The organism is Streptomyces carpinensis (genome assembly GCF_002154505.1).
In the GTDB taxonomy this organism is placed as follows: Bacteria; Actinomycetota; Actinomycetes; order Streptomycetales; family Streptomycetaceae; genus Streptomyces; species Streptomyces carpinensis.
In genome coordinates, this window is sequence record NZ_MUBM01000243.1 from 1 (window position 1) to 21,143 (window position 21,143).

The following is a 21,143-nucleotide window of genomic DNA, read 5'->3' on the forward strand; positions in this document are numbered from 1 at the left end:
AGGGTGGAGAATCCCCTCCCTTCAGGGAGGGGAGCCTTCAATGCGTGTCGTGGTGCCGGTGCCAGGTGTCGAAGCTCTCGTCGAAGCTTGTCGAACAGCGTGCCGGCGGCCGGTCTCCGTCAGCGTGACGGAGAAGGAGCCGATCTCCGGCTCCGGGCTGCGCAGGCTGGGAACCTCGACCACCCCGCCGAGGCAGCCACCGACGACGGTCTTTGCCCGCCGCCGCGCCGCAAGGTGACCAGTCACGTCGCCGCCGCCGCGTCGAAGTGCGGGCACTCGGCGGTGGTCGCGGACCGGAAGTGATGTCTGACCACCGCGATGAGCAGGTCGATGCCGTCAGCGAAGCCGGCGAGGGTGAACAGGCCGCGCACCGGGTCGGGATGACGGGCGGCGACCTTCGCCGCGACGACGGTGCCGAGCGAGGTCCCCGCGATCACGAAGTCCCGCAGCCCGGCCTCCTGTGCCGTGGCCCCCCGGTCGGCCAGGGCCCCCGACCCGCAGTGGGGACGCGGGCCGCCGGCTGCACCCGAGCCGGGGAGGTCGGCGAGCACGACGGTGTGCCTGCCCGCGAGGTCGGCGATGCGCTTCCCAGGTATCGGCCGCGGAGCCCCCTGCGCCGGGCAGGGGGATCGGACCCGGGCCAACTGCCCAGGAAGTCGTACACCGGCACGCGCCACCTCTTCTCGCACTCCAGAAGCATGAGAGGGGGCGTGCGGGTTCACCCGTGCGTGACGGGACGGTCGGCGGGCGCGAGGGCCGGGCGTGGCGGCTGTCTCCGTGGCTTGGTGGTCACGGTGTCCTGTCCTTCGCCCGGTTTGCGTCCACCCGCTCGGCGGTCCAGGAGGTGAGGATGCGGAGGGCGTCGTGGGAGGGGGTGCCGGTCTCGGCGGTGAGGACCATCAGCCGCTGTCCGGAGCCGTCGGATCCGGCCCAGGTGTCGCAGTCGAGGGTGAGGTCGCCGACCAGGTGGTGGCGGTAGTGCTTGGTGCCGTAGGCCGCGCTGTTGACGCGGTGTTCGGCCCACCAGGTGCGGAAGTCCGCGTCCTGCGCGGACAGGTCGGCGACGAGGCGGGCGAGCTCCGGGTCGTCGGGGTCGGCGGCGGCTTCCATGCGCAGGGCGGCGACGGCGTCCCGGGCGTCATGTGCCCACTCCCGGTGCATCTCGCGGATCGCGGGGTCGGTGAACAGCAGACGCAGGTAGTTGCGCCGGTCGGCCGGGATCGTGGCGAAGTCGGTGTAGAGGGCTTCGGCAGCAGGGTTCCAGGCGAGTATGTCCAGGCGTCTGCCGAGGACGAGCGCGGGTGTCCGGGTGAGCTGGTCCAGCAGGCGGCGCATGGCGGGCCGCACCTGCTGGGCGGCCCGGCGGCGGGGCGGGCGCTCGTCGGTCCGCCCGGCGAGTTCGTAGAGGTAGCTCTGCTGGTCGTCGTCGAGGCGCAGAGCGCGGACGAGGGTGGCGAGCACGGGGGCGGAGGCGCGGACCCGGCCCTGTTCGAGCCTGGTGTAGTAGTCCACGCTGATCGCGGCGAGCTGGGCGACCTCCTCACGGCGCAGTCCCGTGACCCTGCGCGTGGAGTCGGGCTCGGGCAGACCGCACTCCCGCGGATCCAGCTGCGCCCGGCGGGCCTTGAGGAACTTCCCGAGTGCACGGGGGTCGGAGTGCGAGGTCATGGCGTCCATTCTCCCGCGAACGCACACGGATGAGGTGTGCTGGATCGTGTCCATGGCATGTCCCGAGGACGGCGGGACCGTGTGTCCCGCCGTCCTCGAGGGAGCGTCAGCGGACGGTGGCGTGGGCGGCCCGCTCGATCACGTCGGTCACCGCGTGGGGGTGGGAGACGGCGACCGAGTGGGAGGCGGCGATCTCGGTGGTGTGCGCGTGGGCGCGCTCGGCCATGAAGCGCTGGACGGCCGCGGGGATGTTGAGGTCGCGGGTGGTCACGATGTCCCAGCTTGGGATGGTCTTCCAGGCGGCGCTGGTGGACTTCTCCTCCAGGGCGGACTGCGCGATGGGCCGCTGCTCCGCGGCCATGAGGGCGGCCTGGTCGGTGGGGACGTCGGCGGCGAACTGGTGGCGGAACTTGTCCTGCTGGATGTACAGGTCGGTGGCGCTGGAGCCGTCGGCCTGCCGGTAGGTGACCGGGTCGAGGGCGTCCGGGAGGGTGGAGCCCGGGTACTTGGTGGTCAGCTCCAGGGCGCTCTCACCGGGGGCCGGCAGGAAGGCTGCGACATAGACGAGGGCCTTGACCTGCGGGTCGTCGGTGGCGGCCTCGCTGATGACGTTGCCGCCGTAGGAGTGGCCGACGAGGATCTTCGGGCCCTTGACGTGGTCGAGGACCGTGCGCAGGGCGGCGGCGTCAAAGGACGGGCCGCGCAGCGGGTTGGCGGCGGCGACGACCGGGTAGCCGTCGGCGCGCAGTCGGGAGACGACGCCGTTCCAGCTGGAGCCGTCGGCGAAGGCGCCGTGCTCCAGGACGATGGTCGGCTTGGTGTGGCTGCCCGCCTCGGCGGTGTTCGTCGCCCCGTCGGCGGTGCCGCTGAGGGCGAACGCGCCGAGGGCGAGCCCCGCCGTGAGCATCGAGACCACACCCGTCACCAGCCGCTTGCGCCCACCCTTGATGCTCACCACGACAAACCCCTTTCAGGTGTTTCCACAGACGTTCCGAAGCAGAGCGGGTCGGTCCGCCGGACTGTCGTCACCGCCCTGAATGGTGACTAACCTGTCAGGGTGGTCGTCACCTGTCAAGGTGGTGACGGAAGATGGGCTTCGGTGGTCGGTGCGGGGGGCCGGTTCGGCGCGGACGGCCGTGGACCGAAAGGTGAGATGCCGTGAGCGATGTCGAGGCGAGGGCGCTCCCGGCGGTGGTGCCGGCCGGTCCGTTCCGGGAGGCCGAGCCGGAGCACCGGGACTGGCCGCAGTGCTGCCCGGACGGCCGCACCTGCCACGTGCCCCGGCCGAACCGGCGGCTGCCCAGGCGCACCGGGTCCTGAACGCGGCGCGGCCGGGAGGGCGATGCCCTCCCGGCCGCGCATCCGGGATCGGCGCACACGTGTGCCGCGGGGGCCCGGTCCTCTGTCCGCCGCGCTCAGGGCATCGGTCAGGGCTGCGGGCCTACTCGGACTACGGGAGTTCGACGACAGGACCCACGGCTCCTCCTGGGAGTGGCGTGGCCGACGGGTGGGCGGGCCGCCGGGCCGGTGACGGATCTCAGAGGTGGTCGGCGTCGATCACGGCCTGCGCGAAGGTGGTGGGCGCCTCCTGCGGCAGGTTGTGGCCGATGTTCGCGATGGTCCGGTGCTGGTACGGGCCGGTGAAGTGGGCGCGGTAGGCGGAGCCGTCGCCGGCCGGGGTGAAGGGATCGAGGGCGGCGTCGAGGGTGACGGTGGGAACGTGGATGGGGGGCTGGGCCGCGAGCTGCTTCTCGTAACGGTCGTAGCGCCGGTCTCCCTCGATGAGGCCGATGCGCCAGCGGTAGTTGTAGAGGACGATGGCGGCGTAGTCGGGGTTCTTGAACGCCTGCGCGGTGCGCTCGAAGGTGGCGTCGTCGAAATTCCAGTTCGGCGAGACGAGCGTCCACACGTAGCGGCACAGCGCGATGCGCTCGTCCTCGTTCTCCATCGCCTTCTTGCCGCGCTCGGTGGCGAAGTACCACTGGTACCACCAGTTGTGTTCCACGGCCGGGAGGGCGGGTTCGAGCTGCGCCTTGACGTTGGTGATCAGGTAGCCGCTGGTGGAGACGAGAGCCTTGACGCGCTCAGGCCAGAGGGCGGCGATGACGTCGGCGGTGCGCGAGCCCCAGTCGAAGCCGGCGAGGACCGCCTTGTGGATCTTGAGGGCGTCCATGAAGGCGATGATGTCCAGCGCGATGGCGGACTGCTCGGCGTTGCGCGGGGTGTGACCGGACAGGAAGCGGGTGCTGCCGTGGCCGCGCAGATAGGGAACGAGGACGCGGTAGCCCTGGTCGGCGAGGAGCGGGGCGACGTCGACGAAGCTGTGGATGTCGTAGGGCCAGCCGTGCAACAGGAGGACGACCGGGCCGTGCGCGGGGCCCGCCTCGGCGTAGCCGATGTCCAGGACGCCCGCCTTCACGTGCTTGAGCGTGCTGAACTCCGTGTGGGTGCCGGGGGCGACGGTGGGCACCGTGGGAACGGAGGGGCCGCCCGGGGTGGGCGTCGCGGCGGACGCCCCGGTCTGGAAGCCGGACAGCGAGACCGCCGCCGCGCCGGTGCCCAGGCCGACGGCCTTGCTGAAGGTACGCCTGTTGATCATGTCAAACCCTCTCGTGCATTTCCGGTGACCGGCCCGTGCCCGGGAGGTCTCCCGCTCGCTTCGGTGCTGTGGGATCACCGCGCGGCTCATGGCGCGACGACCCTCGCACAACATTCGTCACCTGTCAAACCGGTGACGAAGGACGGTTTCGATGAGGTCGGTAGGTCCGAGGTCGCCCCCTTTGCGGGAACGTGATCGGCGGTACACACTCTTGTCTGTGCTGAAACCGGGCACATCAGTCATATGACGGTCGGACGCGGACGGCGACAGGAGGTGTGCGCCGCACCGGACTTCTCGCTCGGCGGCGCAGGTGAGCACATATGCCGCCGCGCCCGGGCCGTCGGAGCCCGTGCGCGTTCCGGCCCCGGGCCCGCGGCCCCCTCAGTCATTCGACTGAGGGAATGTCTCTCGACGTCCCGCGCTCACATGCCGTGGTCGTCCTCCAGCCCGGTCGGTGCGTCGTGCCGGGCGGCGTGAGGTGATGTCCCGCTCGGAGAACACGCGGTAGAGGTGTGAGCTGGACATCCGGGTCGTCGGCGCGGCGGACATCTCGGTCCGCCGGTCCACGGCCGCCTCGGCCGACGACGGTGCCCAGGCCGGCTTCGTCGTCGACGGCGTCGCGGGCCCGACCGTGACCGTCCCGGGCGCCGGTGGCTGGCGGACATGCGCCACCGTCGGCGCGATCTGGACCTGTGCGGCCAGCGCCGACCGGCTCTGGGGGCTTCCTGCCTGATCGGTACCGCTCAGACACTCCGGGCCCGGTGGCACGACGTCCCACCGGGTTCGGAGCCGTTCGGCCGTCCGGTTGGCGTCTCATGACGCGCCGATGCCATGGAGAAACGTGTCGACCACCACGTCGGCCGCCGTGCTCGCGCCCGGGTCGGCGGTGAGCATGCGTGCCCCGGTGGTCAGGACGGCTTCGAGGTTGCGTGCTGCGTCGGCTCTCACTGTCCAATGGTAACTGTGCTGAGGAAGATGTCAGGTGTATCGCTGCTTCGATGTGTAGGTAATACTCAGAAGTGCTACATTGAAGTGGCAGTTAGTTGTTGCGACCGACGAACCGAACGACAGCACCGGAAGAGAGAACGCACATGATCACCTACGACCGCCTTTTCATCGGAGGTTCCTGGGTCGAGCCGAGCAGCCCGGAGCTGCTCGACATCGCCTCGCCGCACGACCGGTCGGTGGTCGGCCGGGTCGCCCAGGCGCACCCGGCGGACATCGACCGTGCGGTGGCCGCGGCACGGGCCTCCTTCGAGGCGGGTGAGTGGCGTCTGACCTCGCCCGCCGAGCGGATCGCGGTCCTGCGCCGGTTCAACGCGCTGCGCGAGGAGAACGCGGAGAAGATCGCGCGTCTGATCTCCCTGGAGAACGGTTCGGCGCTCTGGTTCACCCGTGCGGGACAGCCCGGCCTGACCCGGCAGGCCAACGCTTATCTGAAGGCGGCGCAGGAGTTCGGCTGGGAGGAGACCCTGGTGCCCTCCGATCCGGCGTCCCCGGTGCGCAGCGTGGTGCGCCGTGAGGCGGTCGGCGTGGTGGCCGCGGTGATCCCGTGGAACTCGCCGTTCTCCTCGGCCACCTCGAAAATCATCCCCGCTCTGGCCGCCGGCAACTCCGTGATCCTCAAGGTGTCCCCGGAGAACTCGCTGAGCATGGGCTTCCTGGCCGAACTGCTGGAGCGGGTCGGTCTGCCCGAAGGCGTGATCAGCGTCCTGCCCGCCGACCGGGAGACCAGCGAACACCTGGTCTCGCACAAGGAGGTCGACAAGATCGCCTTCACCGGTTCGACGCGTGCCGGCCGCCGTATCGCCGCGATCGCGGGCGAGCAGCTCAAGCGCGTCAGCCTGGAGCTGGGCGGCAAGTCCGCCGTGATCATCCTGCCCGACGCCGACATCGAGAAGGCGGTCGCGGGCCTGAAGTTCGGCTCCCTGCTCAACAACGGCGAGTCGTGCATCGCGCAGACCCGTGTCCTCGCCCCGCGCGAGAAGTATGAGGAGGTCGTGACGGCGTTGAAGGAGCTGGTCGAGTCGCTGAAGGTGGGCGACCCGAACGATCCCGACACCTTCATCGGCCCGATGATCCGCCCCGACCAGCAGGAGCGGGTGCGCAACTACATCCAGCTCGGCATCGAGGAGGGCGCCCGTCTGGTCACCGGAGGCCCGCAGATCCCCGAGGGCCTGGAGAAGGGCAACTACGTCACCCCCACCGTCTTCGCCGACGTCGACAACTCCATGCGGATCGCCCAGGAGGAGATCTTCGGCCCGGTCTTGGTCGTCATCGCCTACGACGACGAGGACGACGCCGTCCGCATCGCCAACGACTCCGAGTACGGCCTCTCCGGCGGTGTCTGGTCGTCCGACGAGTCCCACGCCCTGGGAGTCGCCCGCCGGGTCCGCACCGGCACCATCACGGTCAACGGCGCCTCCGTGGCCTTCGACGGTCCCTTCGGCGGCTTCAAGGCCAGCGGCATCGGCCGCGAGTACGGCGCGGTCGGCCTCGGCACCTACACCGAGTACAAGACCATCACCGTCTGATCCCGTCGTACGCCTCCCGGCGCACCGGAACCGCCGACGGCGGCAGCTGGACCCGGCCACCAGCCGCCGGGGCGGCGTTTCCGGCTCCCGGCTGTCCGACGACGGCTTCCTCGTCCGGCGCCGGATCGCCCACGCCCCGCGCGGGTCAGGGCACCGCTTTGTCGGCGGCCCCGGGAAGTCCGTGCTGACGAACGACGAAGGCGGGTGGTGCTCGCGGGAGGGACGGGCCGTGTCCGGTGCCTGCCGGTCACCTTTTCGTCCGGCGGCGTCAGGTGACGGCGTTCTCGACGATCTGCGCCAGCTCCCCGGCCGAGTCGCTGGTCAGGCGGTAGAAGCCCTGGAGGCTGACCGAGCGTTCGAGGTGCCCGTCCACCACGTACTTCAGGCCGCGGGTCTGGCCCCGGCGATTGCGCCAGGTGAACCTCGCCAGGAGATCGCCGTGGATCGGCACGTCGAAGCGTACGGGCGTCGCGTCCACGTGTACCGGGGTGGCGCCGCAGCCGTGGGCACCGAGCATCGACCAGTCACCGTGCCCAAGGGCCGTGAAGCAGCAGTCGCGTCGCTCCATGTCGATCACCCGCATGCGGCTCACCACGTACACGACGCGCCGGTTGACGTGCAGCGCGTCACCTCGTCCCCGGCTCGGGCACCCGACCAGGCAGGCAGGGAGGAATGTATGCCGCTGTACGCGACCGGCGGTCGCTGTCCCACGCGACCTGCCTTACGCAGGGCACGGCATGTGTCATGGGTCCACAAGACGGTGAAGGCATCAGACATGCCGTGATGTTATGAACGAGCACTGACATCCGTTTCGTGGACGGCGCTTCCCACATCCCGTCGCATCGGTCGACAAGCGCCGCCCACAGTGGAGTCGGACCGCACCGAGGCAACCCGACCCAGGTCGGCGACGGCCGTGAGGCTGACGGCCACCGCACGGTGTTCCAGGGGCCGCAGCCCTGGTGACCATGCGGTGGCCGTCACGCTGTCCACCGGGCCGGACGCCGGTCACGGACGTTGGGCCGGAGCCTCAGAAGGTCAGGCTCCAGCGCTGGAGATGGCCCGGGTCCAGGCTGAAGATGCCCGGGGTGCCGTCGGTGACGCGCAGCTTCCAGGTGCCGACCGTCGTGACCGCCGAGGCGTCGACCGTGTAGGTCTCGTGCAGCTCGGGCGTGATCACCCAGGGTCCCCAGGGCTTGACGTGGATGACGGTGCCGTCGGGGGCGATCAGATCGATCACCATGGCATTGCTGAACTGGTGGTCGAGGTCGACCGTGACCTTGAGGTCACTGGGCGCGTTGCCCGGCTTCCCCTGGTAGACCAGCGGGGACTCGACCACGCCCCACTTGGGGATCACATACGTGGTGGGGTTGACGAAGAAGTGTCCGCCGGATTCGACAGCGGTCCAGGTGAACGAGAGGTTCCGGGTGTCCCCGGCCGCGTCCGTGATGACGATGACCGAGCTGTAGTCACCGGCCTTGTCGGGCGTACCGGTGATCAGGCCGGTGCTGTGGTCGATCGACAGGCCACGGGGCAGCGACTTGGCCGAGTAGGTCAGCGCGCCGGGACGGCTGCTGGACGCGGTGATCTGGCGGCTGACCGGCTGGCCGACCGCCACCGGCTCGGTCGGCGGCGGCTCCACGGCGATGTGGTTGACGAAACGTATCCCGACGTTGACGGCCGCCCAGGCGTTGGCCACGGCCTCGTAGGCGTCGCTGTCCGCACCGTAGAGATCGGTGGCGGCCTGGAGCGTCGCGGTCCGGGCACCCGCGTAGTCGGTGGTGCTGGTCATGTAGACCGTGAGTGCGCGGTACACCACGTCGGCGGCGTCGGCCAGCCCGATGCCCGCCACGGGGAGCCCGTCGTACGTGGGACTGTCGTAGTCCACGCCGTTGATGGTCTTCTGCCCGCTGCCCTCGGCGAGCAGGTAGAAGAAGTGGTCACCCACCCCGGCCACCATATGCGCTTCGTCCCACTTCGCCTCTGGCGTCCAGTAGTCCAGGGGCGCGTAGCCGACGGAGCTGATGCCGGCCTTGGAGGGAAGGTCCATGTAGCGGATGGGCTTGCCGTCGCCGTGCAGGTCGTCCAACTCGGCCATCGTGTAGTCGGGCACGTCGTTGGGGTTGTCGGCGTAGAACTCGACGGCGGCGGCCATCATGTCGCTGATCGCCTCGTTGAGGCCCGGCGATTCGCCGTTGTTGCCCAGCCCGGCCGTGGCGGAGGTGACTCCGTGTGTCATCTCGTGCGCGGCGATGTCCAGGGACGTCACCGGGTGCTGTCCGTCCGCGCCGTCGCCGTAGCTCATGCAGAAGCAGCCGTCCTGCCAGTTGGCGTTGGCGAGGGGGACCCCTTTCACGGATTCGTAGTGGACTCGGGAGGAACTGCCGCGGCCGTCGTCGGCTATGCCGTTGCGGCCGAAGCTGTCGTGGTAGAAGTCCCACGTCGTCTGCGCGCCGTACGCTGCGTCGACCGCCGCGGTCTGAGGGTTCGCCGCCGTTCCGTCGCCCCAGACGTCGTCGTCATCGGTGAGCAGGACCCCGTTGGAGTTGACGCTCGAGTCGAGCGTCCGGTGACCACCGTGCTGCGGGTCGATCAGGGCGTACGTGCCGTCGTCCTGGCGGGTGGAGCCGATCGTGACCTGCCCGCTGTAGAGGCTGTTGCCCTGGGCGGACTCCACGTGTTCGGAGTTCTCCAGGGTGGCGCCGCCCGCGGCGTCGGTCACGACATGGCGTTCGCTGGGGGAGCCGTCCTGCTGTACGCCGGTGACCACCGTCTCCCAGGCCAGTTGGGGCTTGTCGTTCATCATCCAGACGACCTGGCGGGGGGCGGTGTGCGCGTCCCCCCTGCGGGTGCCCTTGGCCGCGGCCTTGCTCAGGGCCGACTTCTTCGCGTCGTCCGCCGACACCTTGGCCTTGGTCGTCGGCAGGGCCAGCTTCGCCTTGGAGGCGTAGGTGACGGTGCGGGCGTCGTGCCGCTGATGGACCACCAGGTCGCCGCCGATGACGGGCAGTCCGGCGTAGGTCCGCTCGTAGCGGGTGTGGACCGTTCCGTCGGCGTCCTGGATCACGTCCTTCGGGATCAGCTTCTCGTGGGGGCCGAGGTTCAATGAATGGGCGGTGTCCGGCGCCGCGTTGGTCGCCTGGTCGAGCAGCCGCCGGCGCTGCGTGGGTGACAGGTGAGCGCTCCCGGCCCCCGGTCTGGCCGTCGCCTTGATCTGCGGTAGCGCTCCCACCTTGCGGGTGCCCCCGGACGCGTCCGAAGTGGGGGCGGCGCCGGCCGAGGCGGGCAGTGCGGAGAAGGCGAGTGCCGCGGCCGTGATCACCACGGTCGCGGCCAGGCGCCGCCGGGGCCGGTGCGAACCCTGTGGGGACGCAGCCCTGTTACTGGAGGAGTTCAATCTGGGGGACCTTCCGTTGTCCGTGTGTCGATGTCGACAGCCGCGCACGACGCGCCTCAAGGGCTGTCTCGTGACTGCTGGTCAGCGCGCCGCGGCTCGCACTGCACCTTCGCTGGCACACCTGCGCCATGACAAGGAGAAATCGGAGGGGACTACGTGCAGTTGCGCAGGTGTGAAACCGGTATCGGCGACGAGGGCATTCCGCATGGGCACGTGTCGGCTTCTCGTCAGCAGGGGGTCGGTGCCGCGCGCGTGAGCGCGACACCGGCCCCCGCGCGAGCGTCACTCGAGGCCGAAGGCCCGCATGACGGTCTGGGTGACGCCGCCGCCGTTGTGCTGCTTGGCGGTGACCCGGATGGACACGTATTCGGCCCTGGACGGGGCGTTAAGGGACGCCTGCCAGGTACCCCTCTTCTCCTTCAGGTCCTGACGCTTCCAGGTCTTCCCGTCGTCGTAGGAGACCTCGAGTCCCAGCGAGGAGACCGCGTCCCTGGCGGAGGAGCTGCCGAGCACGTCGGGCGTGATGGACAGGTCCGTCTTGCGGCCGGCCCGGCCTGCGGCGTCCAGGTCCGTTTCGTAGTCCAGCTGGACCAGCGGAACGGCCTGCACGTCGGTGCCGGCCCCGGAGGTGAAGCTCCACTCGGTGCGGGTGGTGTCGGAGTAGGGGCTGAGGCTGGGATCACCCTTCGTCTCGACGACCATCCGGTACGGCAGTTCCTGCGGTGCCAGCGCGTCGCGGTAGATCCAGGGCGAGCCTTCGATCCGGTTCAGCAGCTTGTCGCCCTGGTAGAGCGAGACGGTCTGCGGGGCGCCGATCATCCCGCCGCTGTGCGCGGCCCCGGCATCGCCGAACGCCTCGAGATAGCCGCTGAACCACTCCCCACCGCGGTACAGGATGTTGTTGTTGAGCAGGCGGGGCCGGATGATGGGTCCGAACCAGCGGTCCTTGTGTACGCTACCCGGCTGGTACGCCACCTGGTCGGTGCGCGAATCAGTGAATCCCAGGACAGTGCCGAACTGCTGCCACTTGCGGCCGCCACCGGCGGAGACCCAGTCGGTGCGCGGCCCCGGGGTGACCGGCTCGGCGGACAGCGAGGGCGCCGCGGTTCCCGGCCATTCGTACGGAGGGAAGTCCACCCGCTTCTCGATGGCCTGCATGCCGGCCGGCGGGGCGAAGTCGAGGTCGATCCGGGCGAGGTCGCCGGGGTCCGTCCCGGCCGAGGGGTCCGCAGGGACTCCACCGACGTGGTAGTCGGCCAGGTCGTACAAATACTCGGGCGCGGGGTGAGCCTCGACAGCGAGCCGTACTCCTGTCTTGCCCGCGGCGGTGATCTTCTTGATCAGTGCCTCTCCCTCGTCCTGGGTCACCGAGGCGACCGGGACCACGCCGGTGGTCACGCCGTCGGTGTCGCCGTACCAGTCGTTCTTCCGTCCGTAGCCCTCGTTGACCACCACGAGCATCGCCGCACCGGCCGACTTCGCCGCTGCCGCCTGGTCCGCGGGGGTCACGGTGTCGCTGCTGTGCACGACCACGGCCTTGCCGCGGGCGGAGACGCCGGCGTACTCGGCCGGTGAGCCGGTGCCGGCCAACACGGCGTCGAGGCGCGACGGGCCGGCCGGCAGCGGCTTGGCACCGGGCTGCACGAGCGCGTCGTCAAGGCGGTGGCCACCGTAGGTGATCGCCAGCGGGGTCTGCTCGGCGCGGATCCTGGTGCTGAAGGCGAAGCTGCCCTTCTTCACCTTGTCCTTGGTCGGCAGGGCCCACAGGCTGTCGTAGGCAGGGGAGGTGAACTCCACGTCGAACAGGGCTCCCCAGTTCGGCACGGGCTCGGCCGACGTCCAGTTCCGGTAGATGTCGATCCTGCTCTGGACGACGGCGCTCGGCTTGGGCGTCGCCACCTTCACCTGGCGTGCCTGCGAGGCGTCGAGCTCCACGGTCCGGTCGGCCGCCAGGTCGACTTCGGGAGCGGTCAGCACCGCGTACCCGAGGGAGTGGGGGCCGTGCAGACCTTCCACGTCGGCGAAGGAGAAGACCGTGTAGGAGCCGGGGGCCAGCCGCCGGGAGGCCGTTCCGTCCGAGGGGACCTCCACGAGGAAGTCGCTACCGTCAGCGCCCCGGATGTCAACGACGCCGCTCATGGGTCGGCCGGCGCGGTCCTTGAGACTGACGGTCAGGGCGTACTTCTCGGACTCGACCGAGAACCCTGCGGCCGTGTGCACCTCACCGCCGTTGAAGCGTGCCGTGACGCGGGCGGTGTACTGGCCCGCCGCGAGCCCCCTCGGGTCCGCCACCAGGCCGGCCTGCGCGGTTCCGTGCGCGGGCACGGTGACATGGTCGGCGCCCAGCGTGAAGGCCTGCGCCGGCGTGCTGCCCGCGTCGACGGAGAGGTCCAGAGTGACCGGGGCGTCCGTGGTGTTGGTGTAGGTGATCTGCCGCTGGATCGGCTGCCGCTGCGTCTCGGGCGACCACTTGACGAGCCCCGCGTCCACCGATCCGGTGGCGAAGACCTTGGCGTAGTACGCACCGGGCACGTTCACCCGGCCGGCGCCGGCCTGGTAGGGGCTGTAGTCGGGGGTGGGCACGCTTGTGCTCATCAAGGCGTCCTTGATCTGCTGCGCGCTCCACTCCGGGTGCTTCTGGGCCAGCAGGACGGCCGCACCGGCGACGTGGGGCGTCGCCATGGAGGTGCCGCTGTCCAGGCGGTAGTAGCCCTCTCCGCCGTCGTTCATGTACTGCGAGCGTGCGGCGAGCACGTTCACACCGGGAGCGGTGATATCCGGCTTGAGCCCGTCATCGTCCTCGCGCGGACCGGCACTGGAGAAGGCGGCCAGGTGGTCGGAGCCGTCCACCGCGCCGACGGTGAGTGCGGCCTCTGCGGTTCCGGGCGAGCCGAGAGTGTAGGCACCCTGTTCTCCGTTGTTGCCCGCGGCGATGACGAAGAGTGCGCCCGTCTCGGCGCTCAACTGGTTCACGGCCTGGCTCAGCGGATTGTCCTGGCCGTTCCGGACCGCACTGCCGAGGCTCATGCTGATCACCTTGGCGTGCTCGGTCCGCGCCGCCCACTCCATGCCGTTGATGATCCAGGAGTCCTGACCGACGTTCTGGTCACTGAGTACCTTCCCCACCAGCAGATCGGCCTCGGGAGCGACTCCCTTCTCCTTTCCGCCGGACGCGGCGCCCGTCCCTGCGACGGTGGAGGCGGTGTGCGTCCCGTGCCCGAACCGGTCGATGACGTCCTCGCCGGGGACGAAGCTCTTGGACGCCACGATGCGATCCTTGAGGTCCGGATGGGTGGTGTCCACCCCGGTGTCCAGGACGGCGACCCGCACCCCGCCGCCCGTGCCGCCGCCTGCCCAGACCGCTGGAGCGCCGATCTGCGCCGTGCTGTCGGCGAGGGTCCCCTTCGCCTTGCCGTCGAGCCACACCTTGTCCACGCCGGCGGTGAAGGGAGGCGTTCGCGGCGTGCCGCTCTTGCGAGCTGTCGACCGGCTGTTGGTGAGGGCCGCCCAGAAGGTGGCGGACTTCGACCGACGGGTGCGCACCGCCTCGCCGTGGACCACGGGCAGGCTCAACGTGGTCTCGGAGCCGGGCAGCGCCGCGTTGGGCCGCGGAGTGGGCGAGCCCTTCTCGGTGTCGGGCTTGAGGGTCGCCGCGTCCTTCTTGTGGGTGACGATCAGGGGGAGCGAGGTCGCGTGCTCGTCGTCGTAGCCCTGGGCTATCAGCTCGGTCACGTCGAAGAGTTGCTTGTCGAGCCGGCCGCCCGCGATGTAGGGCATGGCGTTGTCGGGGTACACGTAGGTGTCCCGGCCTTCGGTGGTGACACGTACCGAGCCCGTGGCACCCGGTGCGCGTTTGACGCTGACCGCGGGCGCCGCTCCGGCAGCTCCTTGAGTCACCGTCACTTTGTCGCCGGTGATCAACGTGACCGTGGTCGGTGCAGGATGATTGCGGTTGGCCAAGCCCGTGGCTGTCGCGGCCAGTTGGGGAGAAGCGGCGTCCTGAGCCGCGGACGGGGCCACCGGGGTGGCGACGACTGCGGTCGCGATGGCAACCGCCACGGCCGATCTTCGGGAAAGAGATATCCTCACCTTGCCTCCGGCGGCGACGGTCTTCTGAATCAGTGGGGCTGGAGCTGAATAGCAAATGCCAGATCGGCGGAGTTACAGCCGGATTGTTGTCGAACCGCGTTTGGCCGGGGGCGGCGTCCCTCGCATCACGAACGTTCGATTTCCAATCCTGAGGTCCTTCCGTTCGGCCGTGTGTCGATGTCGACAGCCGCGCACGACGCGACTCAAGGGCTGTCCCGTGACTGTTGGTCAGCGGGCCCGCGGCTCGCACTGCACCTTCGCCGTCACACGGGCACCATGACAAGGAGAAGTCGGAGGGGACTACGTGCAGTTGCGCAGGTGTGAAACCGGTGCCCGCGGTCGGGACATCCCGGGCGGACACGAGTCGGCTGCTCGGCCCCCGGCTGCCTATGCGGCCGACCCGGAACAGCGTGGCAGGCTCCCGCGGCGTGAGGCCGGTCCGCCGGGAGTCGGCAATGAGGAGGCAGGGCTGCTGCCGGGAGTCGTCAACACCTTCCACCAGGTGGGCGGTTCGATCGAGTCGCGCCCGCGGGACAAGCCGATCCGCCGCGTAGGGCTGTCACAAACGGGGAGGCCGTCTTGTCCTTGCTGTCGACAGTCCCTGTTCGGAGGAATGCATGAGCGCTGAGCACGCACACCTGCCCCCAGGCGTCGAGGTGATCGCGACCCTGCCGGAGGCGGCGGCCGGTATCCCGGCGGGCGCCGAGGCCAGGACCGTCCGGGTCACCCTGCCGCCCGGTGACCCCGGCGCGCCGCCGCACCGGCATCCCGGGCCGCTCTTCGGCTGGGCGGCCGCCTCGGGTACTCAGGGCCGGTGACGCCGTGTTCGAGCCCGGGGGCGACGTGATCCACTACCAGGGCGGCAACAACCTTCCGGACGCGCAGTCGCAGCTGGTGGTGACCATGTTCGCGCCGCCGGGCACTCCGGTGCTGACCGTGGTCAACGCGGAGGAGCTGGCCGCACGGCGACACATGCGGGTCACCCGGCCATGATGACCGCCACTCGGCATGCGCCACGGACGGGATGATCGAGCCCTCGAGCCCGCTTGCAGACCATGTCGGTCGGAGACCTGCCGCCGCCGGGCCGGCGAACCCCGGTCTGGGCCGGTGCGACAGGTCGCAGGTCCGCAGCACAACCGGTGACGACTTGCCCGATTCCTTCGCCTGGGGGACGAAATAGGGCGTAATCTCGTATTTCACCTATTGACCGACTTGATCTGCAATACAACAAAATGCGGTCGAGGGGTGGCTTTGTCGTTCCATGTCGACAGGGAGACCGCTCGTCCGGCGTGACGCAATTCACTTACGATGCACCTTAGTGCATTATCGATTCCTTAACTGGCGCCTGTTTGCAGCGCTCGTCCCGGGCAACGCGTCGAGCGGCAACTACCGCGCTTAGTAAAAAGAGGAATTGTCGACTTATTAACCGGCGGTTAAGAATGTCCCCGCCGCAGCGCACCACAAACGAAATGCGGTGTGGATTGTCGAGGGGGATCGGCGACAACTGCGGGCCATGCAATCCATGGACAAGGACCGCACCATGCCCAGACATGCCGCCAAACGCTCTCGCCGGCCTCGCCGCTTCTCCGCCGGCAGCGCCGTCATCACCGGCTCATTCGCCCTGGCGTGCACGGCCACGCTCGGGACGGCCGGGGCCGCCCATGCCGTTCCGGTCGTCGCATCCACCAGCACGGCCACCTACGTCGTCAGGCCCGGCGACCACCTGGCCGCGATCGCCCGATCCCTCGACGTGCCGGGCGGCTGGCAGGCCATCGCAGAGGCCAGCCACCTCTCCAGCCCCTACGTCGTCTATCCGGGCCAGGTCCTGACCCTGCCCACCGGATCTTCCTCGGCCGTGAAGAGCGAATCCTCCTCGGCCGCGAAAACCGGAACTTCGACGGCCGCGAAGACCGAATCCTCCCCGGCCGTGAAAACCGGATCTTCGACGGCCGCCGACACCACGGCCGCCTCCAGTGACCAGGCGACCTACCCGAACAACCTGGACGGCTGGATCAGGCACTCGCTGGCCGTCATGGCGAAGAACGGCATCCCGGGCACGTACAACGGCATCTACCGCAACGTCATGCGGGAGTCCTCCGGCAACCCGAACGCCATCAACCTCTGGGACTCCAACGCGGCGAAAGGCACCCCGTCGAAGGGCCTCCTCCAGGTCATCGCCCCGACCTTCAGCACGTACCACGTGCCCGGCACCTCGTGGAACATCTACGACCCGGTGGCCAACATCACGGCCGCGTGCAACTACGCGTACCACCGTTACGGCTCGATCGACAACGTCAACGGCCCCTACTGACGGGCACTCAGGGGCTCGGCAGGGACATGGACGGGGTGGTGTCCCAGGGCGGCCACCGGCCACGACGACCTCTCCATCCACCTTGCACGCCCACGCGCGCGACCGTACGCCGTGATGTGACACACCACGGCGTACGGCGGGGACACGGTTGCCGGGCGGCCCGTCACCACGGACGCACGGTGTCAGACGAGGGTGACCTCAACGGGCAGCCTCTTGATGCCGTTGACGAAGTTGGAGCGGACCCGGGGCACGTCGCCCACGAGGCGGATGCCCGCCAGGCGCGGGATCAGTTCCTCGAACATGATACGGATCTCGGTCCGGGCCAGCAGGTTGCCCAGGCACAGGTGCGGGCTGCCCTTGCCGAAGGTGATGTGGTCGTTGTCCTGCCGGGTGACGTCGAAGTCGTAGGGGTTGCCGAAGACCTCCTCGTCGCGGTTGCCGGAGGCGAACCACATGACGACCTTGTCGCCTTCCTTGATCTGCTTGCCGCCGAGTTCGACGTCGCGGGTGGCGGTGCGCCGGAAGTGGTAGACGGGGGAGGCCCAGCGCAGGAACTCCTCGACCGCGGTCGGGATGAGGGAGGGGTCCTCCTGGAGCCGGGCGAGCTGCTCGGGGTGCTGGAGGAGGGCCAGCATGGAGTGCGTGATGGTGTGGCGGGTGGTCTCGTTGCCGGCGACGACCAGGAGCAGGAAGTAGTTGTCGAAGTCCTGCGCGGAGAGCGGGACCCCGTCGCGAGGCGTCTCGTTGACCAGCTTGGAGATCAGGTCGGTGCCGGTGCCGCCGCGGCGCTGCCGGGCCAGCTCGCGGCCGTAGGCGAAGACCTCCAGCGAGGCGGGTGAGCGGAACGGCAGGTCGCGGTACTTCTCGCTCTCCTCGCTGTGCAGCAGGACGTCGGCGTAGTCGGGGTCGGTATTGCCGATGATGCGGTTGCCCCAGTCGATGAGCTGCTGGTTGTCCTCCGGGGGCACGTCCAGGAGGCGGGCCAGGACGTTGATGGGGAAGTCGGCGGAGACCTCCTTGACGAAGTCGAAGGTGCCCTTGGCCAGGGCCGCGTCGAGCGTGGTGGCGGTCAGGCCGCGCAGGAAGTCGGCGTAGCTGTTGATGACGCTCGCGCCGAACTGCCGCTGCAGCAGGCTGCGCAGGGCGCGGTGGCGGACGCCGTCAAGCTCCAGGATGGAAGCACGCTTCTTGATCTGGTCCTCGTCGACCTCTTCGAGATTGACGAACCGCGTCGAGGTGAAGGTCTGCGCGTCGCGGTCGACGCGGGCGATGTCGGCGTGCCGGGTGAGGGCCCAGAAGCCGGAGTTGGGGGCCTCTTCGGGCTGCCAGTGGACGGGGGCCTGGTGGCGCAGGGTGTGGAACATGCGCCAGGGGGTGACGCCGTCGGTGAAGTTGTCGAGGTTCGCGAGGTCGACGTCGGCCAGGGGCAGGGGCTCGCGCACGGCGTCGCTCACGGACGGGGTGGTGATCGTCATGGGGTGGGGCTCCTCGGCGTCACAGATGGTAGGCGTACTCGGTGAACTCCCAGTCGGTGACGTGCCGGTGGAAGCGTGCGACCTCGTCGCGCTTGTACGAGAGGTAGGAAGCGGTGAAGTCCTTGCCGAGCACCTCGGTCAGTGCCGTGTCCGCCTCCAGGGCGTCCAGGGCGGCCGGCAGGGTCGTCGGCAGGACGGCGGACTTGGTGGTGTCGTAGCCGTAACCCTCCAGTGGTGCCGGCGGCTCCTCGCCGGCCAGCACCCCCAGCAGGGCCGCCGCGACGGTGCCCGCGATCAGCAGGTAGGGGTTGGCGCTCGCATCGCCCAGCCGCAGTTCGAGCCGGGAGCCGGCGCCGCGCTCGGGCGGGACGCGGACCATGGCGCTGCGGTTGTCCAGGCCCCAGTCGACCAGCCAGGGCGCGAGGGTGTCGGGGCCGAAGCGCTTGTAGGAGTTGACCGTCGGATTGGCCAGTGCCGCGAGCGCGGGGGCGTGCGCGAGGACGCCGGCCACCGCGTGGCGCGCCGTGGCCGACAGGCCGTAGGGCGCGGAGGTGTCGCCGAAGGTGTTGTCGCCCCGGTCGTCCACGCAGGACAGGTGGAGGTGGAAGCCGGAGCCGCCCACGCCGTTGAAGGGTTTGGCCATGAAGGTGGCGAGCCGGCCCTCCTTGCGGGCCAGTTCCTTGATCGCGGCCTTGAAGCGGAAGGCGCGGTCCGCGGCCGCCATGGCGTCCGAGTGGGTCAGGTTGATCTCGAACTGCGAGCCGTCGAACTCGTGGTTGCCGCTGCTCACGCCGATGCCCAGGTCACGCAGCAGCCGGAGGGTGCGCAGCAGGTGGTTGTCGCCGTCCGCGCGCAGTCCCGCGGTGTAGACGACGCCCTGGGCCTCGCTGTAGCGGCGCCAGCCGGTCGGGGCGTCAGGGGCGGCCTCGCACAGGAAGTACTCCAGTTCCGGACCCACCACCGGGCGCAGGCCGTGCTCGTGACATCGGTCGATGACACTGCGCAGCAGATCGCGGGGGGACTCGGGCGCGGCGAGCCCGGTGGCCGGGTCGGTGACCTCGCCGAGGCAGGTGGCGACTCCGGGCTCCCACGGCAGGGGGGTCAGGGTGTCGAGATCGGGGCGCACGCAGATGTCGGGCAGGCCGGCGTCCAGGCCTCCGGCCACCGGGACCACGTCGCCCTGGGGGGTGGTGTGGTAGACGGCGCGGCAGAAGGCGAGGCCGTGCTCGCAGGCCGAGGGCAGCTGGTCCAGCAGGACGTCCCTGGCCCGTTCGGTGCCGATGAGGTCGGGATAGGTCACCCGGACCACGTCGATGCCCTCGGCGGCCAGCCGCTCCATATGGCGGTGGACGGGTGAGGTGTCGGATGCGCTCACCGGTGTCTCCTCTAGGGGAAGGGGGCGCCTCCCAGAGCTCAGAGCGCTGGGGGAGAGGGGGAGGGGCGGTGTCGCACTGCGAGAGGCGCAGTGGGCCCGCTCACTTGTTTGATGCCAAACGGTAGGGACGCCCGTCACCCTCCCGCAAGGGTTCTGCCGCAGAAATTTATCCAGCTGGATAGCTATTGACCAGAGGCCCGGCCGTTCCTATGTTGTTTGAAGCCAAACGAGTTGGGGGTCGGCATCGACCGCACCCCTTTGGCCGGGGCCCGGACCCCGCTGTCCGGGCCCCCCTTTCCCCTCTCCGACGCCCCTCAGTACCAGGAGGAACGGCCATGAAGGTCGTCGTCGACATGAACAAGTGCCAGGACCACGGCCAGTGCGTCTTCGCCGCACCCGACGTCTTCAGCTTCGACGACGCCGGGCACCTGGCCTACGTCCCCGACCCAGACGAAGCGCTCCGCGACGAGGTCGAGGAGGCCGCCGACGTCTGCCCGCTCCAGGCCATCCGGATCGAGGACTGAACCCGTGAGCGCGACCGTCGTCGTGGCCGGCGCGTCCATGGCCGGCCTGCGCGCCGCCGAACAGCTGCGCGCGGCCGGCTGGAGCGGGCCGATCACCCTGGTCGGGGACGAGCCCCACATGCCCTACAACCGGCCGCCGCTCTCCAAGGAGGTCCTGGCCGGCCGGGCCCCGTTCGAGTCCCTCGCCTTCAGGCCCCGCGCCAGCGTCGCCGACGTGCGGTGGAGCCTGGGCACGAAGGTGGTCCGGTCCGACCTCGACCGTCGCGTCGTCGAACTCGACGACGGCGAGGTCCTGCCGTACGCCGGTCTGGTCGTGGCGACCGGTATGCGCCCGAGGCGACTGCGCTGCCCCGGCCCTCTCGCCGGGCGGCACACCGTCCGCACCCTGGTCGACGCCCAAGGGCTGCGCGAGGCGCTGACCCGCCCGGGCGCGCGCGTGGTCGTGGTCGGGGCCGGATTCATCGGCTGCGAGGTGGCCGCCACCGCCGTGGCCCTCGGTGCCGCCGAGGTCACCGTGGTCGACCCGCTGCCGCTGCCCATGGTCGGGCCCCTCGGCGGCCTGCTCGGCGAAGCGCTGCTGAGGCGCCACGAACAGCGGGGTGTCCGGTTCGCCCTCGGCAGAGGAGTGACCGGCTTCGAGGGGGACGACCGGGTCACCGGCGTGGTCCTGTCCGACGGCACGGTCGTCGCCGCGGACGTCGTGGTGGAGTCGGTCGGCTCCGTCGCCAACACCGAATGGCTCGACGGCAACGGCCTGGACCTCACCGACGGTGTGCTCACGGACGAGCACCTGCGGGTGGGCGGCCGTCCCGACGTGGTCGCGGTCGGCGACGTCGCCCGCTTCCCCAACGCCCGCTACGACGGCGTACCCCGCCGCGTCGAGCACTGGTCGATCCCCACGGACACCGCCAAGCACGCCGCCCGCGTCCTCGCCGCCCACCTCCACGGAACCGTCGCCGACCTCGCGCCGTTCGCTCCGCTGCCGACCTTCTGGAGCGACCAGCACGACTTCCGGCTCCAGTCCTTCGGCGCTCCCGCCCTCGGCAAGGACGACGTGCGCGTCCTGGACGGCGACCCCGACGGCGACGTCCTGGCCGGCTACCACGCGGACGGCCGCCTGGTCGGCGTCGTCGCCCTCGGCGGCCAGGCCGCCGCGGCGGCCGCCGCCCGCTAC

At 70.0% G+C, this 21,143-nt stretch carries 18 protein-coding genes; 8 read left to right on the forward strand and 10 right to left on the reverse strand.

Annotated elements, in window-relative coordinates; all coding sequences use genetic code 11:
* Positions 1–242: 242 nt before the first annotated feature.
* The 3 genes from BZY54_RS49620 to BZY54_RS30155 all read right to left on the reverse strand — a co-directional run bounded on the left by BZY54_RS49620 (position 243) and on the right by BZY54_RS30155 (position 2,626).
* A complete protein-coding gene (locus BZY54_RS49620; RefSeq protein WP_107419856.1) occupies positions 243–722 on the reverse strand; it encodes an alpha/beta fold hydrolase in 480 nt (159 codons plus the stop codon).
* A 67-nt stretch (positions 723–789) separates the two neighbouring features.
* Positions 790–1,668, reverse strand: coding sequence for a helix-turn-helix domain-containing protein (locus BZY54_RS30150; protein WP_086728501.1), 879 nt, complete (start codon positions 1,666–1,668; stop codon positions 790–792).
* A 106-nt stretch (positions 1,669–1,774) separates the two neighbouring features.
* Positions 1,775–2,626, reverse strand: a complete 852-nt coding sequence (locus BZY54_RS30155; RefSeq protein WP_244217405.1) for an alpha/beta fold hydrolase — start codon at positions 2,624–2,626, stop codon at positions 1,775–1,777.
* Between the two features lie 200 nt (positions 2,627–2,826).
* Between BZY54_RS30155 and BZY54_RS30160 the strand changes: the two genes are divergently transcribed.
* Positions 2,827–2,988: a hypothetical protein gene (locus BZY54_RS30160; protein ID WP_208640815.1), complete on the forward strand. Its 162-nt coding sequence runs from the start codon at positions 2,827–2,829 to the stop codon at positions 2,986–2,988.
* 217 nt (positions 2,989–3,205) lie between these two features.
* On the opposite strand, the gene BZY54_RS30165 is transcribed toward BZY54_RS30160, so the two are convergent.
* On the reverse strand, positions 3,206–4,267 hold the full coding sequence (locus BZY54_RS30165) for an alpha/beta fold hydrolase (protein ID WP_086728494.1): 1,062 nt from the start codon (positions 4,265–4,267) through the stop codon (positions 3,206–3,208).
* 547 nt (positions 4,268–4,814) lie between these two features.
* Between BZY54_RS30165 and BZY54_RS55615 the strand changes: the two genes are divergently transcribed.
* A complete protein-coding gene (locus BZY54_RS55615) occupies positions 4,815–5,000 on the forward strand; it encodes a hypothetical protein (RefSeq protein ID WP_425276331.1) in 186 nt (61 codons plus the stop codon).
* An 80-nt stretch (positions 5,001–5,080) separates the two neighbouring features.
* On the opposite strand, the gene BZY54_RS54830 is transcribed toward BZY54_RS55615, so the two are convergent.
* The gene (locus tag BZY54_RS54830) at positions 5,081–5,215 is read right to left on the reverse strand and encodes a hypothetical protein (RefSeq protein WP_279634714.1); all 135 of its coding nucleotides are present in this window, start codon (positions 5,213–5,215) and stop codon (positions 5,081–5,083) included.
* Between the two features lie 143 nt (positions 5,216–5,358).
* Between BZY54_RS54830 and BZY54_RS30170 the strand changes: the two genes are divergently transcribed.
* Positions 5,359–6,801: an aldehyde dehydrogenase gene (locus BZY54_RS30170; protein ID WP_086728495.1), complete on the forward strand. Its 1,443-nt coding sequence runs from the start codon at positions 5,359–5,361 to the stop codon at positions 6,799–6,801.
* 268 nt (positions 6,802–7,069) lie between these two features.
* On the opposite strand, the gene BZY54_RS53720 is transcribed toward BZY54_RS30170, so the two are convergent.
* From BZY54_RS53720 to BZY54_RS30185, 3 genes are all read right to left on the reverse strand, one after another.
* On the reverse strand, positions 7,070–7,384 hold the full coding sequence (locus BZY54_RS53720; RefSeq protein ID WP_244217406.1) for a hypothetical protein: 315 nt from the start codon (positions 7,382–7,384) through the stop codon (positions 7,070–7,072).
* A 444-nt stretch (positions 7,385–7,828) separates the two neighbouring features.
* Positions 7,829–10,123: a M4 family metallopeptidase gene (locus BZY54_RS30180; RefSeq protein WP_086728496.1), complete on the reverse strand. Its 2,295-nt coding sequence runs from the start codon at positions 10,121–10,123 to the stop codon at positions 7,829–7,831.
* 354 nt (positions 10,124–10,477) lie between these two features.
* Complete coding sequence (locus BZY54_RS30185) at positions 10,478–14,254, reverse strand: S8 family serine peptidase (protein WP_244217408.1); 3,777 nt, start codon at positions 14,252–14,254, stop codon at positions 10,478–10,480.
* 647 nt (positions 14,255–14,901) lie between these two features.
* On the opposite strand from BZY54_RS30185, the gene BZY54_RS53725 reads away from it, so the two are divergent.
* From BZY54_RS53725 to BZY54_RS30195, 3 genes are all read left to right on the forward strand, one after another.
* Positions 14,902–15,102 carry a cupin domain-containing protein gene (locus BZY54_RS53725; RefSeq protein WP_244217409.1) on the forward strand — a complete coding sequence of 67 codons (201 nt, stop codon included), beginning with the start codon at positions 14,902–14,904 and terminating at the stop codon, positions 15,100–15,102.
* A gap of 4 nt (positions 15,103–15,106) precedes the next feature.
* The gene (locus BZY54_RS53730; RefSeq protein WP_244217410.1) at positions 15,107–15,277 is read left to right on the forward strand and encodes a cupin domain-containing protein; all 171 of its coding nucleotides are present in this window, start codon (positions 15,107–15,109) and stop codon (positions 15,275–15,277) included.
* A gap of 547 nt (positions 15,278–15,824) precedes the next feature.
* Positions 15,825–16,595, forward strand: coding sequence for a transglycosylase SLT domain-containing protein (locus BZY54_RS30195; protein ID WP_086728504.1), 771 nt, complete (start codon positions 15,825–15,827; stop codon positions 16,593–16,595).
* Positions 16,596–16,777: 182 nt separating this feature from the next.
* Here BZY54_RS30195 and BZY54_RS30200 read toward each other — a convergent pair whose 3' ends face one another.
* Together BZY54_RS30200 and BZY54_RS30205 are read right to left on the reverse strand one after the other, a co-directional pair.
* The gene (locus tag BZY54_RS30200; protein WP_086728497.1) at positions 16,778–18,070 is read right to left on the reverse strand and encodes a cytochrome P450; all 1,293 of its coding nucleotides are present in this window, start codon (positions 18,068–18,070) and stop codon (positions 16,778–16,780) included.
* Between the two features lie 19 nt (positions 18,071–18,089).
* On the reverse strand, positions 18,090–19,445 hold the full coding sequence (locus tag BZY54_RS30205; protein ID WP_086728498.1) for a glutamine synthetase family protein: 1,356 nt from the start codon (positions 19,443–19,445) through the stop codon (positions 18,090–18,092).
* 335 nt (positions 19,446–19,780) lie between these two features.
* On the opposite strand from BZY54_RS30205, the gene BZY54_RS30210 reads away from it, so the two are divergent.
* Complete coding sequence (locus tag BZY54_RS30210; protein WP_086728499.1) at positions 19,781–19,969, forward strand: ferredoxin; 189 nt, start codon at positions 19,781–19,783, stop codon at positions 19,967–19,969.
* A gap of 4 nt (positions 19,970–19,973) precedes the next feature.
* Positions 19,974–21,143 (forward strand): NAD(P)/FAD-dependent oxidoreductase (locus tag BZY54_RS30215; RefSeq protein WP_086728500.1); only part of this gene is annotated, 1,170 nt, incomplete at its 3' end.